At 67.2% G+C, this 14,637-nt stretch carries 11 protein-coding genes, 2 tRNA genes and 1 other RNA gene; 4 read left to right on the top strand and 10 right to left on the bottom strand.

The window, feature by feature from the left end:
- Positions 1 to 67: 67 nt before the first annotated feature.
- Complete coding sequence (locus ACOGJB_RS11265) at positions 68 to 913, bottom strand: SURF1 family protein (protein WP_419837229.1); 846 nt, start codon at positions 911 to 913, stop codon at positions 68 to 70.
- 98 nt (positions 914 to 1,011) lie between these two features.
- On the opposite strand from ACOGJB_RS11265, the gene ACOGJB_RS11260 reads away from it, so the two are divergent.
- Entirely contained in the window at positions 1,012 to 1,938 is a 927-nt protein-coding gene (locus ACOGJB_RS11260; RefSeq protein ID WP_419837228.1) for a hypothetical protein, read from the top strand.
- A 34-nt stretch (positions 1,939 to 1,972) separates the two neighbouring features.
- Positions 1,973 to 2,716: a hypothetical protein gene (locus ACOGJB_RS11255; protein ID WP_419837227.1), complete on the top strand. Its 744-nt coding sequence runs from the start codon at positions 1,973 to 1,975 to the stop codon at positions 2,714 to 2,716.
- A gap of 72 nt (positions 2,717 to 2,788) precedes the next feature.
- On the opposite strand, the gene ACOGJB_RS11250 is transcribed toward ACOGJB_RS11255, so the two are convergent.
- From ACOGJB_RS11250 to xseA, 3 genes are all read right to left on the bottom strand, one after another.
- On the bottom strand, positions 2,789 to 4,714 hold the full coding sequence (locus ACOGJB_RS11250; RefSeq protein WP_419837226.1) for a prolyl oligopeptidase family serine peptidase: 1,926 nt from the start codon (positions 4,712 to 4,714) through the stop codon (positions 2,789 to 2,791).
- A 295-nt stretch (positions 4,715 to 5,009) separates the two neighbouring features.
- Positions 5,010 to 5,267 carry an exodeoxyribonuclease VII small subunit gene (gene xseB / locus ACOGJB_RS11245; RefSeq protein ID WP_419837225.1) on the bottom strand — a complete coding sequence of 86 codons (258 nt, stop codon included), beginning with the start codon at positions 5,265 to 5,267 and terminating at the stop codon, positions 5,010 to 5,012.
- Positions 5,260 to 6,735 carry an exodeoxyribonuclease VII large subunit gene (gene xseA / locus ACOGJB_RS11240; protein ID WP_419837224.1) on the bottom strand — a complete coding sequence of 492 codons (1,476 nt, stop codon included), beginning with the start codon at positions 6,733 to 6,735 and terminating at the stop codon, positions 5,260 to 5,262. Before xseA ends, xseB begins: the two co-directional genes overlap by 8 nt.
- 107 nt (positions 6,736 to 6,842) lie before the next feature.
- On the opposite strand from xseA, the gene ACOGJB_RS11235 reads away from it, so the two are divergent.
- A tRNA-Ser gene (locus ACOGJB_RS11235) sits at positions 6,843 to 6,932 on the top strand.
- A gap of 35 nt (positions 6,933 to 6,967) precedes the next feature.
- Here the strand turns inward: ACOGJB_RS11235 and ACOGJB_RS11230 are convergent.
- From ACOGJB_RS11230 to ffs, 6 genes are all read right to left on the bottom strand, one after another.
- On the bottom strand, positions 6,968 to 8,524 hold the full coding sequence (locus tag ACOGJB_RS11230; RefSeq protein ID WP_419837223.1) for a benzoate-CoA ligase family protein: 1,557 nt from the start codon (positions 8,522 to 8,524) through the stop codon (positions 6,968 to 6,970).
- 23 nt (positions 8,525 to 8,547) lie between these two features.
- Positions 8,548 to 9,963 carry a benzoyl-CoA 2,3-epoxidase subunit BoxB gene (gene boxB, locus ACOGJB_RS11225; protein WP_419837222.1) on the bottom strand — a complete coding sequence of 472 codons (1,416 nt, stop codon included), beginning with the start codon at positions 9,961 to 9,963 and terminating at the stop codon, positions 8,548 to 8,550.
- Between the two features lie 2 nt (positions 9,964 to 9,965).
- On the bottom strand, positions 9,966 to 11,633 hold the full coding sequence (gene boxC / locus ACOGJB_RS11220; RefSeq protein ID WP_419837221.1) for a 2,3-epoxybenzoyl-CoA dihydrolase: 1,668 nt from the start codon (positions 11,631 to 11,633) through the stop codon (positions 9,966 to 9,968).
- A 17-nt stretch (positions 11,634 to 11,650) separates the two neighbouring features.
- Positions 11,651 to 12,100 carry a tRNA adenosine(34) deaminase TadA gene (gene tadA / locus ACOGJB_RS11215; RefSeq protein WP_419840723.1) on the bottom strand — a complete coding sequence of 150 codons (450 nt, stop codon included), beginning with the start codon at positions 12,098 to 12,100 and terminating at the stop codon, positions 11,651 to 11,653.
- A 135-nt stretch (positions 12,101 to 12,235) separates the two neighbouring features.
- A tRNA-Ser gene (locus tag ACOGJB_RS11210) sits at positions 12,236 to 12,324 on the bottom strand.
- Positions 12,325 to 12,414: 90 nt separating this feature from the next.
- Positions 12,415 to 12,513: signal recognition particle sRNA small type (gene ffs / locus ACOGJB_RS11205), an RNA gene on the bottom strand.
- Between the two features lie 167 nt (positions 12,514 to 12,680).
- Here ffs and dnaX point away from each other — a divergent pair.
- On the top strand, positions 12,681 to 14,624 hold the full coding sequence (gene dnaX, locus ACOGJB_RS11200; RefSeq protein ID WP_419837220.1) for a DNA polymerase III subunit gamma/tau: 1,944 nt from the start codon (positions 12,681 to 12,683) through the stop codon (positions 14,622 to 14,624).
- Positions 14,625 to 14,637: the final 13 nt, after the last annotated feature.

Here is a 14,637-nt window from a genome sequence, read left to right as displayed (position 1 = left end):
GTCGCAACGTCGCCGAGTCTCCTGCTGCCTTCGCCGCTGTGACATCTGTGTCTTTTGGTGTATGCGCTCAGTCGTCGGCGATCTGTTCAGACTCGCCCTTGCGGGCGTGGTGGCGCAGCACGAGCGTGTAGCCGACGATGGCGACCGCAGCGAAGCTGAACCACTGGAACGTGTAGCCCAGGTGCGGGCCGGCGTCGAGCTGGGGCGGCGGAAGCGGTTCAAGCGCTGGGAGAGCGTCACCCGGATCGCCCGGCCACGTACCGAGACGGATCGCTGCGCCGTTCTCGTCGACAGCTCCGGTGATCTCGACGTACACCGGCGCCAGGTCCTGCGTTGTCTGCTGGTCGATCCGCTCGACATCGGTGCGGGCCAGCGAGCTGAGCTGTCCCTGGGCTGGGTCGGCGGGCCCAAGCAGGCCGCGTTCTTGGCTCAGCCGGATTCGGCCCGTGATCTGGTCGGCAGACGGGAGCCGGCGCTCGAAGACGTCGACGTCGCCATCGAGCAGCGATGCGCATGCCTGCTGGGGCAGCCATCCGACGATCACGAGCACGCCGAAGGGCGCTTCGCTGCCGTTGGATGCGGTTTCCATCGGCACGGCAATGTGACAGCCGGCACGGCCGTCGAGGCTGCGGTTGCGGATCTGCACCGACTCCTGCCAGTCAGCTCCCACGATCGGCAGGCTCACCGACCGGTACTCCAGTCCTTCTGCGAGCCCGGCGTTCGTCACGGCTTCGAAGAAGCGGTCGGCATCCAGCGCCGCCATGGCCTGCCGTTCGGCGATCACTGCGTTTCGGTCACGCACTTCGTTGTGACGGCTGAGCTGCCAGAAGCCGGCGATCACGAAGATCACCAGCAGCACGCCGGCGAGCGCGTGCCCAGCCAGCCAGATCGGCCTCCGAGCGAAGCTGTACACCTCAATAACCTCGTATCACTACGACGCCCTCGTGCGACCATGGTCGCGGGAGTAGACGTGTCGAACCTATCGACGGCGAACCGGAGGCTGCGATCGTCATGTCAGCGGGCCCCAGTCATTACGCGGTTGTCGATGTGACGAGCTGGCGGGCGATTGGTGATGAGCAGCTTGGCACCAAGCCCAAGCGTTGGCTCATGCATCCCGATTCTGGTGAGCGATGGCTCTTGAAGTACGTCACGCACAGCACGCGTAACGATGGAACCCGCTACCAGAAGGGCGATGATTGGGCGGAACGCGTCGCGTTCGATGTGGCCCGAAAGCTCGGGATCCCGGCCGCGCGCATCGAGCTCGCGGTCGAGCACTCCAGTGGAGCGACTCGCCTGGGGATCATCAGCAGGTCGGTGCTCGCAGCTTCGGACGCACAAGGGCGTCCGACTGAGGAGCTCGTTCCCGGCAACGAACTCTTGGCCAAACCAGTCTCGGAGGGTGCCCGTCATGGCTACACCGTGGAGGCCGTTGAGCAGGCGCTGCTTCCGGTTCAACCCCCGAGCGAATCGCGGCTGGGACTCAGCGCCTGGGACATCTTCGTCGGGTATCTCGTTCTTGACGCGCTGATCGGCAACACTGACCGGCACGAGGAGAATTGGGCAGCCGTAGCGAATTTGCGCGAGCGAAGGCTCGCCCCAACTTTCGATCACGCCTCGTCGCTGGGATTCCTGTTGTCGGATGAACAACGACAGCAACGCTTGGCCACGGCCGATCAGGGATTCACGCCCGAGGGATTCGCAGATCGTGCCAAGTCTCCGTTCGTCGGCAAGCCGCACCCAATCGAAGTCGCAAGAGTGGCACTTGACCGCTGCGCAGCCGATGTCAAAGACCACTGGCTGAGCCAGTGCAGTGATGCCGACCGCTTGACGGAGGCTGTCGCACTCGTGCCGCGGAACCGTATGTCTGCAACGGCGCAGCAGTTCGCGGAACGGGTGCTCAGGCGCAATATCGCGCGGCTGCTCGGTGCGCGTCGCTAAGTTCGTGTCACACCCCACACCTACGGTGAGAGCCATGTCCCCACGAGGCGAGCGCCGCCTGTACGCCGCTTGGCGCAACCCTGACGGATTGATCCGGCCGGTCGGCACTCTCACGCTCCGCACATCTGGTGATGGTCAGTGCTACCGATTTGCCTACTTGAAGGCTGCTGAGCAGTTCGAGGGCTTCCATGGTCTTCCCGGTCTGCCTGATTTGCATGCTGTCCATGAGAGCGAACAACTCTTCCCAGTGTTCCGCAACCGGCTGATGCCGCGCCGTCGACCCGACTATGAGGACTTTGTGAAGAGGCTCAACCTAGATGTTGAGACCGATCCATTCGAAGTTCTGATTCGTAGCGAGGGCTGGAAGGCAACGGATCGCGTGGAGGTGTTCGCACACCCTGAGCGAACCCACGACGACCATCTCTCCATGCTCTTCTTCTTGCGTGGGATTCGCCACCTTGAAGGCGCTGAGCGCGCCACCCTTGATGTGCAAGTCGGCGATGTTCTCGAACTTGAGAAGGAACCCTCGAACCTAGTGAACCCGCGAGCGGTGCTCCTGTGTACACGAACGGACCGCCGCATCGGCTGGGTGCCTGACTGCCTAGTGGACGTCATTCACGAATTAGGCGAGCGAGCAGTCGAGATCACAGTCACCGCCGAGCATGTCAACCCTGAGAGCGCTCCGCTTCACATGCGGTTGTTGTGTCGTTTGCTGGCACCCTGGCCGCAGGGATACGAACCCCTCACCGGACCGGAGTATCAGCCCATCGCAGCGTGAGACGAATGTCCAGCGCAGCTCTTGACGTACGCGATAGATCAGGCGCTGGGTGCTTCTGCTGAGAGGACTGCGTCAGCGCACCTCGACGCGGGCCATATCGCCTGCGGGTTCGAAGCCCAGCACCCGGCCCAGGAAGGACAGCTCAGCTTCGAGCGCGGCCACGATGTTGGGCCCGCGGCGGAAGCCGTGCCCCTCACCCTCGAACAGCAGGTAGGCGTGCGGCACGCCCGCGTTCGCCAGAGCCTCGACGACCTGTTCGGACTGGCTCTGGGGCACCACCCGATCTTCGGTGCCCTGCAGCACGATCATCGGGGTCCGAAGGTGGTCGGTGCGCCAGATCGGCGAGCGCTCCCGGTACAGGTCGGCCTCGGCGGGCCAGGGGCCGATCAGCCCATCGAGATATCGGGCCTCGAACTTGTGCGTGTCGCGGGCGAGCGCTTCGAGGTCGGCCACGCCGTAGCGGGAAATGCCGGCTGCGAACACGTCGCTGCCCGTGAGTGCGCAGAGCGTGGTGTAGCCGCCAGCCGAGCCGCCCTTGATGACCAGCCGCTGCGAGTCGGCAGCGCCCTCGCGGGCCAGATGCAGCGCAGCGTTGATGCAGTCCTGCGTGTCGACGACGCCCCACTGGCCCGCCAGCAGGTTGCGGAAGGCGGTGCCGTAGCCGGTGCTGCCGCCGTAGTTCACGTCCACCACGGCGATGCCACGGGTGGTCCAGTACTGAATGCCCAGATCGAGCGAGCTGCGAGCCGAGCCTGTGGGTCCACCGTGGCTGAGCACCATGAGCGGCGGAGGGCTGTCGGGCTCCGCCGGAACCGCCGAGTTGGCAGGCGGGAAGAAGAATGCGTGCGCCTGGCGTCCGCCCTCGCTGCCAAAGGTGAATGTCTGCGGCACCGACACATCGTCAGGCTCGAGCGCCGAGGGCTCGTTGTCGCTGAGCTGCCGGTGCGTGCCGTCGGACGCGATCTCGACAACGGCGGCTCGCCGGGTCCAGCTTGCGGCAACGGTGACCGCGGCACCATCAGCCGTTACGGCAAGCCGGCCGAAGTCGGTGAATCCGCTCGGGACTTCCTCGAGTCGGCCATCGTGAATACGTCCGAGATGGCTGACGCCATCGGCTGTCCAAGTGCACCACAGGGTGCCGCCCCCGTCCCAGCCATAGGTGGCCTGCGCGAACACCCATGCAGGAACCCCGAATTCGCGGCGGGCACTGCTCGTGTCCGCGTCGGCCAGCAGCGGTTCGGTGTCACCGGTCTCGGCATCGACGCGATGTATCGACCACCAGCCGTCGACGTCGGTCACGATGTGCAGCTCACCGTCGGGGCTCCATGCCGGCTGGGTCAGCGCGGGGCCGTTGCACAGCACCCGGTCGGTGCTGGGCACCGGGTCGCCGTCACGGAGTTCGACCAGATGCAGGCGGGTGTGGTCCCACGGCATGTTTGGGTGGTCCCAGCTGAGGTAGGCCAGCTCGGATCCGTCCGGTGAAGGCCGTGGCGAGGAGTAGAAGTCGGCACCGGACGCCACGACGCTGACCGTCCCGTCGAGGCGCACCGTGACCAGCTCGTTGGTCGGCTCGCCTGCGGTGTCGGGGTGGGACTCTCGCACCCACACCGTGACCGGTTCGAATCTCCCGTCGCCGGCGGCGGGACGTGGTGAGGGCACCAGCGCCGGGTCGGCATAGCGCAGGCTCCCCGGCACATCGGGTTCGGGGGTAATCGGGTTCGGGGCAGTGTTTCCCGCCACGTCGAACAGCCGGATCCGGTGGTCGCTCATGCAGCTGCCCAGCACGAAGTGGCTGCCGTCTGGCGCTTCCAAAGGCAGCCATGCCCCGCCGCCGTATTCGTGCACCGCGGTGCGGATGTCTGCTTCCGATGTATGGGCAACGTCCGCGGGCCCCGCATCGGGCTCGTCGAGCCTCACCCGGACGACGGCGCCCCGCCCGCGCTCGAGTGGCCGCTCTTCGACCCAGTAGGCCCAGCCGCCAGCGACCCGGGGTTCCACCCGACGCACAGCACCTGCGGCAACGTCGGCCGCCTGCAGTGGCGATGGCCACGCGCCATGTGGAAAATCCCCGGAATCACTGGGATTTCTGGCTTCATCATCTTGACAATTGGATGGCGAACTCATAGGTTTCTCGGTGGTTTCGACAAACTGCCGCGGTCACTCACAGTGGGCACTTCCCGTGGCGGCGTGAGCCTGCGCTCCGGGTTTCCACCGACCCGTGACGCGCAAGTGGACCGGGGGAGCGCCCACCAACTCCCCCGGTCCACACCTTCGCGACGCCGCGGGTCGAGCCTCAGGAGGCTTCCTCGTCGGCCGATGCCGGCTCGTGCTGGGCCAGGATCGTCTGCAGGGACAGTTCCGTGGCGCGTAGGCGCCCTTCGCAGTGCGCGATCAGGCGCGAGGCGCGTTCGACCTGGGAGGCCAGCGCGTCGATGTCGATGTCGTCGTTTTCGAGGCTGGTCAGGATGGACTCGAGCTCGACCATCGACTCGGCATAGCCGCCGAGCTCGGCATCGCCCGCCTCCGCGCCGCCGTCGTTGTCTTCAGCCATCAGTGGTCCTTCCCGTTGTCGGATCATCAGCCGGCCTGTCTGGCTGACTGCCGGTAGTCCTGCTGCGGTGAACGACGCTGGGGAACACAGCGTGTTGGGTCTCGGTGGAGATGGTGTCGCCGGCAGCAGGCATCTCTCGCACAATGCCGCCGTCGGCCGCTCGTGTGATCGAGAAACCCCGAGCCAGGGTTCGCTCGGGCGCGACCGCCGACACGAGTGCCGATGCGGAACGCAAGTGCGCCTTGGCTGCGCTGAGGTGTCGCGTCGAGGCCCGTTTCAACCGCTGCCGTTGGGCACGGAGCGACGCCAGCCCGCGCTGCGCATGGGTGTGACTGCGCTGCAGTGCGCGGCTCGCGCTGGTGAGCCTGCCGGCCGCTGCGCGGCAATGCCGCTGCGCGTGATGATCCAGCCGCAGCCGGGCCTCGCCGAGCTGCGCGCGCGGGCGTGCCAGGCGGCGCTCGGCCAGCAGGCCGAGCGCTCCTCGCGCTGTCGCCAGGCGCGCTGTGGCGGCCGATGTCCTTGAGCGAGCGGCACGGTCGATCTCGCGGCGGGCTTGGGCCAGGCGTTCATCGAACGCGGCGACATTCCCAACGAGCGCGCTGGCGCATGCGGTCGGTGTCTTGGCTGCGGTATGTGCCACTTGGTCTGCCACCGAGGTGTCGATCTCGTGGCCGATCCCGCAGAACACCGGCAGCGGGCACGTGGCGATGGCTGTGGCCACGCTGGCGAGGTCAAACGCCAGCAGATCGGTGCGGTCGCCTCCGCCGCGCACGAGCGCGATCACGTCGACGTCGGCTTGGCCGAGTGTGCGCAACGCTGCGACGAGGTCGGCTTCGGCTGTCACGCCCTGCACCCGGGCGTCGCACAGCAGCACCTCGAATGCGTATCCGCTCGACTCGAGTTCATGGACGAAGTCAGCGTGGGCGGCGCTGCCGGCGGCTGTGATGAGCCCGACGCGCAGCGGCACCAACGCGAGCGGCACAGCGGCATTGCGCCGCAGCAGGCCCGACGCGGCCAATTCGGCCAGCGTGCGCTCACGGTCAGCGGCCAGCACGCCGAGCGTGAAGTGCGGATCGACGCCGCTCATGATGAGCTGGACCTGCCCGCTGCCGGCGTAGTACTCCACCTCGGCGCGGATCCGCACCTCAATGCCGTCGTCGAGCGTCAGCCCGCCGGCAGCGGCGAGGTCGCGGTTCACGAACCGCTGACGTCCCTTGAACAGCGCCACCCGCATGCGATCGCCACGACGGTCGCCGTCCGTCCCTGGCTCGATGAGGTTGAAGTAGATGTGGCCGCTTGCTGCCACCGAGTAGCCGATGATCTCGCCGCGTACCCAGACCTCGGCGGGGAAGGCCCGCTGGATCGTCTCGCCGATGGCGTGTGCAAGTGCAGAGACTGACCAGGTGCCGTCAGGCTGCCCGGACATACCGCCTGCCGGGGTTCGGTAGCTCTCCACAGCGCTGCTCACGGCCCTGAGGCTGTCACGAATTCGCCTTCCGCGCGACCGATTATTGCCGTGTGGCAGGGGCCGCGGGCGAGGCGGTCAGCCGTGCAGGCGTCGATAGGGTGCGCTGCGGAAGGTTGCCAGAGCGGACGAATGGGGCGGTCTCGAAAACCGTTGTGGCCCTCGGGTCACCGTGGGTTCGAATCCCACACCTTCCGCCACACCCGCCGTCACCGCAGATCGGTCTGGCGGCGACTCATGACCGCAGCTTGAACCGCTGGATCTTGCCAGTCGCAGTCTTGGGCAGATCGTCGACGATCTCGTAGCGGCGAGGCCGCTTGTAGCCGGCCAGCCGCTCACGGCAGAAGGCGGTCAGGTCGCGCGTCATGTCGTCGGCAGTAACGAGGTCGCCGTCGACGGGAGTCACGTAGGCCACGGGTCGCAGCACGCCGTCGGTGTCGTGCTCGCCGACCACCGCCGCTTCGAGCACGGTGGGGTGCTCGATCAGGGTGGCCTCGACCTCGGCTGGTGACACCCACTCGCCGCCGACGCGCAGCATGTCGTCGACCCGGCCCAGGTACGTGTGATATCCATCGGCGTCGACGTCGTACAGATCGCCGGTGCGCATCCACGGGCCCTCGAAGGTGGCCCGGTTCGTCTCGGATCGACACCAGTATCCCGTCGTCATAGACCCGCCCTTGACGAGAAGCTGGCCCGGCTCGCCGGGAGGTTGATCCCGGCCGCTGTCGTCGACGATGCGGATCTCGTAGCCGCCCACCGGCTTGCCGCTTGTTCCGGGCCGCAGGTCTGCAAGCGAGTTGGACAGGTAGACGTGGAGCATCTCGGTCGAGCCGATGCCGTCGAGCACCGTGACGCCGAACCGCTCACTGAACCGTTCGAAGGTCTCGGCCGGCAACGGCTCGGCAGCCGAGGCGGCCAGGCGGACCGAGGCAAAGGTGTCGTCGGCCAGATCGGAGCCGTTGAGTGCCGCGTAGAAGGTGGGAATGCAGAAGAACAATGTCGGCCGATGGGCGGTCACCAATTCGGCGACCCGCTTCGGCGTCGGCGGTCTGGCAGGTTCGAGAATCGCCGAAGCTCCGACCGAGAACGGGAAGCTGAGCGAGTTGCCAAGCCCGTAGGCGTGGAACATCGGTCCGACCGAATAGCACCGATCCTCGGGCGTGATCTCGAGGACGGAGCGCGCATAGGTCTCGCAGGTGACGCGGATGTCGACATGGCGGTGCGCCGCCAGCTTGGGCTGGCCGGTCGAGCCTGAGGTGCAAAGCCAGAAACCCGGCGATTCGTCCCACGTCGGGTACGGCGCGCTGTCGGCACCTTCGGCCCCGGCGTCGAACTCATCCCAGCTCAGGATGCGGGCGTGTCCGTTGCCGGCATCGGGCGGAAGGTTGCCAGCCACGATCACCGTCGCGACTTCCGGCGCCCCCGAGCACAGATCACCGATGCAGCCGGCGACGGCTTCGGAAACGACGGCGACTGTGGCGCGCGCGCCGGCCGTGATCACGGCGAGATCTCGGCCCGGCAGCAGCGGGTTCATCGGGACCGGCACGGCACCGATCCGCAGCGCACCCAAGAACACAGCCACGTAGGGAACCGAGTCGAGCATCGCCATGGCGACGCGCTCCTCGGGTCGCACGCCGAGCCCCCGCAGCGCAGCCGCGGTGCGAGCAATCTCGTCGGCAAGCTCGCGGTAGGTGTATCGCTGGTCATCGCAGATCACGGCCAACCGGTCGCCGTCGCCGGCAGCGACGCGACGGTCGACCAGCCAAGTCGCAGCATTGAACGGTTCGACCATTGACTGCCTCCTCGTTCGTGACCTCAGATTCGCACGTATTCGAACTCGAGCGGTTTCCGGTTGATGCCGGTGGCTGGCGGCGCTACCCAGCCGGCCATCTTGCCCGGCTCGGTCACAGCGACCTGGAGCGACTTCACGTGCGACTTGTCGTCATCGCTCGGCAGCCAGTCCGAGGCGTTGGCGTGCCATTGCGCATCGCTGATCATCCGGCCGTCCGGTGAGACACGGTGGTTTGCGAAGGTGCCCACGTTGCGGTTGAAGCCGGAATGGGGCAGTCGCAACTCGAAGTCGACCCCGGCTTCGGCGATCGACCGGTTCCAGCGGTCGAGGCCCTTGCTGCAGTCCTCGGTGTAGTCCTCGCGCAGCGTCTCGTTGAGCGCAGCCAGCTGCGTGACTTCCCGGACGCCGATGCCGTCATCGGTGGCTTCGGGCACGAGGCGGGTGGCGTCGCGCAGCACGTGGTCGTCGTCGCGACGCTCTTCCTGGAAGCGGCCTTTCAGCCCGGCGGCGAAGTAGTTGGCGGCGTTCGTCGAGGTCTCGGCACCGAAGAGGTCCAGCGACACGGCGTAGTGGAAGTTGAGATACCTCTGGATCAGATCGAGATTGAGGCCACCGTGGGGGTGAACATCGTCGGTGTCGTGCTCGTGCATCAGTTCCAAGGTGCGCTGCACGACCCGACCGACCCCGGAGGCCCCGACGAACATGTGGTAGGCCTCTTCCTTGAGCATGAAGTCGCAGGTTCGGCTGAGTGGGTCAAAGGCCGACTCTCGCAGGGAGGCCAACTGGTACTTGCCGTCGCGGTCGGTGAAGTACGTGAACATGAAGAACGACAGCCAGTCCGGCGTTTCCTCGTTGAACGCTCCGAGGATCCGGGGGTTGTCGGTATCGCCGGAATGACGCTCGAGCATCTCGTCGGCCTCGTCCCGTCCGGCTCGGCCGAAGTAACGGTGCAGCAGATAGACCATCGCCCACAGGTGGCGCCCCTCTTCGACGTTGACCTGGAACAGGTTGCGCAGGTCATACAGCGAGGGGGCGGTCAGGCACAGTTTCTGCTGCTGCTCGACCGAGGCCGGCTCAGTGTCGCCCTGGACCACGATCAGACGCTGCAGATCGGCCCGGTACTCGCCCGGGATTTCCTGCCAGGCGTCGTCGCCCTGGTGGTCGCCGAAGGCGATCTTGCGATCTGGCTCGGGCTCGGCCAGGAAGATCCCCCAGCGGTAGTCAGGCATCTCCACATGGTCAAAATTGGCCCAGCCCTCACGGCCGACGTCGACCGCGGTCCGCAGGAACACCGGGCTGCGCTTGAACGCCACGGGGCCGAGCTCTTCCCACCACCGGATGAACTTCGGTTGCCACCCTTCCAGTGCTCGCTGCAGCCGGCGGTCGTCGGCCAGGTCCACGTTGTTGGGGATCTTGGCGTCGATGTCGACGATGGTCATGTTCACACCCTCCTGGGGTCGAATTCCGGCCGGGAACCGGTGCCGAAGCGCTGCAACGCTCCATTCGACCCCACGGCGTTGGGTCGTTGAAAGATCCAGTTCTGCCAAGCCGAGAGGCGGGAGAAGATCTTGGTCTCCATCGTCTCCGGCCCAACGAAGCGATAGTTCGCCTCCATTGCGGTGAGCGCATCGGGAGAGAAGCTGTTCCGTTCCTCGAGCGCGATCCTGACTTCGTCGTCCCAGTCGATGTCGTCGGGGGCGAAGGTGACGAGCTCGGCCCCCGCAGCCTCGCGCGCTTCGAGCTCGGTGCCGACGGCGGCCTCCGCTGCGGCAAGTGCGGCGGGTCGGCCCCAGAACCGGGTCTGGAGCCGGCTGAGGCCATTGGACATAGCGAACCAGCCGAGATTGGCGCCGGTGAGCCGGATCGTCGCCGGCTCGGGCGGGTCGTCGAGCTCTTCCCACGTCCCGTCGAGCATGAAGCTGCGATCGGCGGCGAGCACCAGCTCGGCCAGGACTCCGGCAAAGCAGCTGCCCGGTTCGATCAGGGTCATCAGCGACCGGGCAGACAGGTCCAATCGCTTGAGCGTCCGTGCCCAGTACAGCCGGATCTCTCGCACCAGCCAGTGATCTGGATGATCAGCCAGGAGCTCTTCGGCCGCGATAACCACATCAGGATCGCCCTCGGTGCGGAACACCCATGTGCCGATGGCGGTCTCGTTGAAGCGCAGATGGAGCACGGCTGCGTCGAGCTCGCGTGCGCAGCGCAGGACCCAGGCCTCCGCACCGGCTTCGATCAACTCGTCGGGCGTCGCGGGCTGCGGAGCGTCGGGGGCGGTGATCGTGAATGTGGCCGTGCCCGCTCGCCGGTCGATGCGCACCGACACGGCGGAGTACTCGACGGAGTCGCCGTCGACGGTGCGGTCGAGCGGCACGAGACGGATGCCAGGCCCGAGATCTGGGCGATCAGACTCGACAGCACGGGCAGCCACGCGCTCGTCAATGAGGTCGCCAAATGAACTGAGCGGGGCTGCTTGATCGACGAGGCCCCAGTCGACGGCCTGGCGACCCCGGATTCCCTCGGTGCGGGTAGCGAATGCATCGGCGAGATCGCGCCGCACGTGCCGCTTCTCGACGACGCGGGTGAGCCCCCCGGTGCCGGGCAGCACCGCCAGCAGGGGGATCTCGGGAAGCGAGACCGACGAGGCGCGGTCGTCGACCAGCAGGATCTCGTCGCAGGCGAGGGCCAGTTCGTAGCCGCCTCCCGCAGCCGTGCCGTTGACCGCCGCGATCCATACCTGAGAAGAGTTGGCTGTGGCGTCCTCGATGCTGTTGCGGGTCTCGTTGGTGAACTTGCAGAAGTTCACTTTGTGCTCATGGGTGGCGCCGGCCAGCATCCCGATGTTGGCGCCCGCACAGAAGATCTTGTCGAGGCCGCCGGTGACCACCACCACCTTGACCTCGGGGTGTTCGAATCGCAGCCGTTGGACTGCGTCGTAGAGCTCGATGTCGACACCGAGGTCGTAGGAGTTGGTCTTGAGCTCGTAGTCGTCGCGCAGCCCTGCGGTCGGGTCCACGTTCATCGTGAGCGTGGCCCGCTCCCGGTCGATCTCGGTGACCCAATGGCGGTACTGCTCGGGACTCGTCTCAAACTCGATCTCTGGATCGCTCACGGTTCCCCCTCGGCCGCTCAGCGATGATTGCTGAAGAAATCGCTGAGCATCTCGCCGCATTCGGCTTCGCGTAGCCCGCCGATCACCTCAGCGTTGTGATTGAAGCGGGGGTCCACCAGCAGGTTGTAGAGCGTCGCCGCAGCACCCGCCTTGGGGTCATAGGCCCCGAACACCACCCGAGCCACGCGGGCCGACAGCGCAGCCCCGGCGCACATCGGGCACGGTTCGAGCGTCACCACCAGCGTTGCGCCGCTCAGCCGCCAGTCGCCGACCGCCGCAGCGGCGTCGCGCAGTGCCAGCACCTCGGCGTGCGCCGTGGGATCGTTGGTGGTCTCGCGTTCGTTGTGGCGGGCAGCGACGACCTCGCCGTCGATCATCACCACGGCGCCCACAGGCACCTCTCCGACGGCAGCAGCCTGCCGAGCCTGTTCGATCGCCTGTTCCATCGCCGCGTCGTCTGTCACCACCGCAGTGTGGCCGCTTTCTTTCGGCGTCAGACAGCCGCGTCCCACAGCAGTGATGCCGCGGCGAGCCTTGGCGGCCCGGCTGGGCGCCCGCCGCCGGGCATCAGTGCTCGACCTCACATGGCTCAGCACGACATGCGGAGAGTGTGGGATTCGAACCCACGGAGGCCGATGAAAGCCTCACACGCTTTCCAAGCGAGCCCATTCGTCCACTCTGGCAACTCTCCGTAACGATGCAGCGATCGCACGATGATCACTGTGATGATGCCGGGATCGCACGGCGATCCCGGGACATCAGACGTGTCGCCGTCTGGCGAGGCGGCCAGGCGATCTGCGGCACACAACGAGGTCCGCTGAGAGCTGCTGCCTCCCGGCCCTGACTCGGTTCACGGGTCGCCGTTGCACAGGACCCGGCCGCCACGTCAGACGGCGACACAGCCCAAACGATAACCGCAGAGCCTGCCGATGAGTCACCGTCGAGGGCCGAGCGGCCCGTGAGCGCAGCGACGGGGAGATGCCGGCATGCGGCGTCGCCAAAAACTGTCGGCAAGCCGCCGCGTCGGCTCTTAGGATCGCCTCCAAGATGCCGCACCAGTCGCTCTACCGGAGGTTCCGGCCTCAGCGGTTTGCAGAGGTAGTCGGCCAGCCTCACTTGGTCCGGGCCTTGAGCAATGCCGTGCGCGAGGACCGCGTCGGGCACGCATACCTGCTGAGCGGTCCCCGCGGCACCGGCAAGACCTCCACCGCACGCATCCTGGCCAAGGCCCTCAACTGCGAGGCGCTCACCGACGACGGCGAACCCTGCGATGCCTGCGACAGCTGCACCGCCGTGGCCGCCGGCACCTCGTTGGATCTCATCGAGCTCGACGCTGCGTCCAACAACTCGGTCAACCACATCCGGGACATGACCGAGAAGGCAGCCCTCGTCAGCTCCGGGCGTCGCAAGGTCTACCTGCTCGACGAAGTGCACATGCTGTCTGCGGCAGCCTCCAACGCGCTGCTCAAGACCTTGGAGGAACCGCCGTCCCACGTCGTGTTCATCCTGGCCACGACCGATCCGAACAAGGTGCTGCCCACCATCCGCAGCCGTACTCAGCAGTTCGAGCTCTCGCTGGTCGGCGCCGACGAGATGGCGCCTCATGTGCGGGCGATCGCCGACGCCGCCGGAGCGCCGGTCGACGACGCCGTCGTCAACTATGTGACCGAGCGCGGTGCGGGGTCGGTGCGCGACGCGCTCTCCGCGCTCGACACGGTGCTGGCGGCCGGGGGCATCCCCGATGACCGCACCGACGTGAACGCGCTGGTGCAAGCGCTGGCACATGCTGATCTGGCGGCGACCTTGATTGCGGTTGCGAATGCGACCTCGGCCGGTGTCGATGCGCGCGACCTCGCGGAGCGCACCGCACGCCGCCTGCGCGACATGTTCTTGGTGGGTGCCGGGGTGGAGCCTGCTGAACTGCCGCGCGCCGACATCACCTCGGCCCGGGAGCTGAGCGACGCGATGGGTCGGCGCGCCAACGTGCGGGCGCTCGAGGCGCTCGGCAGCGCGCTGGCGCAGATGCCGCAATCGGCCGACCGGCGCCTGACCCTCGAGACCGCGCTGGTGGGCTTGCTCGCCGATGATGCGGTGGGCGCTGGCGCATCGTCGCGAGCTGCGCCGGCGTCGGACGCGCGTCGGCCGGCGGAACGAACCGCGTCTGCGGGCGGCGGACCGGCTGCTGCCCGCGCGGCGATGGCCGCGACCACAGCGCCCCCGTCGATCGATGCCCCTCCCGGTGCCGCACCGCCTCCGCCCACGGCCCCCGCAGCACCACCCGCGCCCCCGACTGCCGCAGCGGTGCCGCCGACGACCGCTGAGCCTGCTGCGGCGTCGGCGCCAGCCGAGCCGTCGCCTGACGCAGTGGTCGGCGTACAGAGAGGCGATGCCGCCGCTCCCTCGTCGTCGCTGGAACCAGACCCCCAGCCAGACATGACAGCCGAGTCCGCACCGGCGTCTGGCGCTGCGATGACGGCCGATGACATCCAGCGCATCTGGGAAACCCAGATTGTCGGGAAGCTGCGTCCTGTCGCGGCAGGACTCTTCCGCGACGCGTACGTTCTTGCTCGCGAGCGCAATGTCGTGACTGTCCGGCTAGGCGAAGGTGTGCCGCTCGCTCAAGCCCGTCGCCGCATCAATGAGGTGCAGCCGATCCTGTCGGAATTGCTGGACCAGGAAGCTCGCCTCGAGGTGAGCGATGCGGGAGGCGAACCCAGCCCGATCTCGAACGCCACCGGCGAAGCGCCGTCCTCACCGACCACGCCTGCCGGGGAGGTCGCGTCCGGCTCTGCCGCCCAAATGGCCGGCGACTCAGTGAACCCGCCCGCCTCCGGCAGCGCCGCTCGGCAGTCCGAGGAAGCCAATCTGTCAGCCTCCGCGTTCTCGCGGGACGTTGGCTCATCGGCAACCTCCCCGGAGGCCAAGGTGCAACGCATCGTGGAACACTTCCCCGGCTCGGTCGTGGTCCGCGACGACGAGGGCGCCACCTGACACTCTCTAGTGA

Source organism: Candidatus Poriferisodalis sp., from assembly GCF_965208895.1.
Taxonomy (GTDB): Bacteria; Actinomycetota; Acidimicrobiia; order Acidimicrobiales; family Poriferisodalaceae; genus Poriferisodalis.
The sequence above is the reverse complement of the archived record's forward strand: the minus strand, read 5'-3'. Positions and strand labels throughout refer to the sequence as shown.

Bases quoted from the DNA above. Each gene is read 5' to 3' on its own strand.
- xseB (WP_419837225.1), bottom strand. From the start codon at position 5,267: ATGGCTGAAGACAACGACGGCGGCGCGGAGGCGGGCGATGCCGAGCTC.
- ACOGJB_RS11255 (WP_419837227.1), top strand. From the start codon at position 1,973: ATGTCCCCACGAGGCGAGCGCCGCCTGTACGCCGCTTGGCGCAACCCT.
- ACOGJB_RS11230 (WP_419837223.1), bottom strand. From the start codon at position 8,524: ATGGTCGAACCGTTCAATGCTGCGACTTGGCTGGTCGACCGTCGCGTC.
- ACOGJB_RS11260 (WP_419837228.1), top strand. From the start codon at position 1,012: ATGTCAGCGGGCCCCAGTCATTACGCGGTTGTCGATGTGACGAGCTGG.
- dnaX (WP_419837220.1), top strand. From the start codon at position 12,681: ATGCCGCACCAGTCGCTCTACCGGAGGTTCCGGCCTCAGCGGTTTGCA.
- boxB (WP_419837222.1), bottom strand. From the start codon at position 9,963: ATGACCATCGTCGACATCGACGCCAAGATCCCCAACAACGTGGACCTG.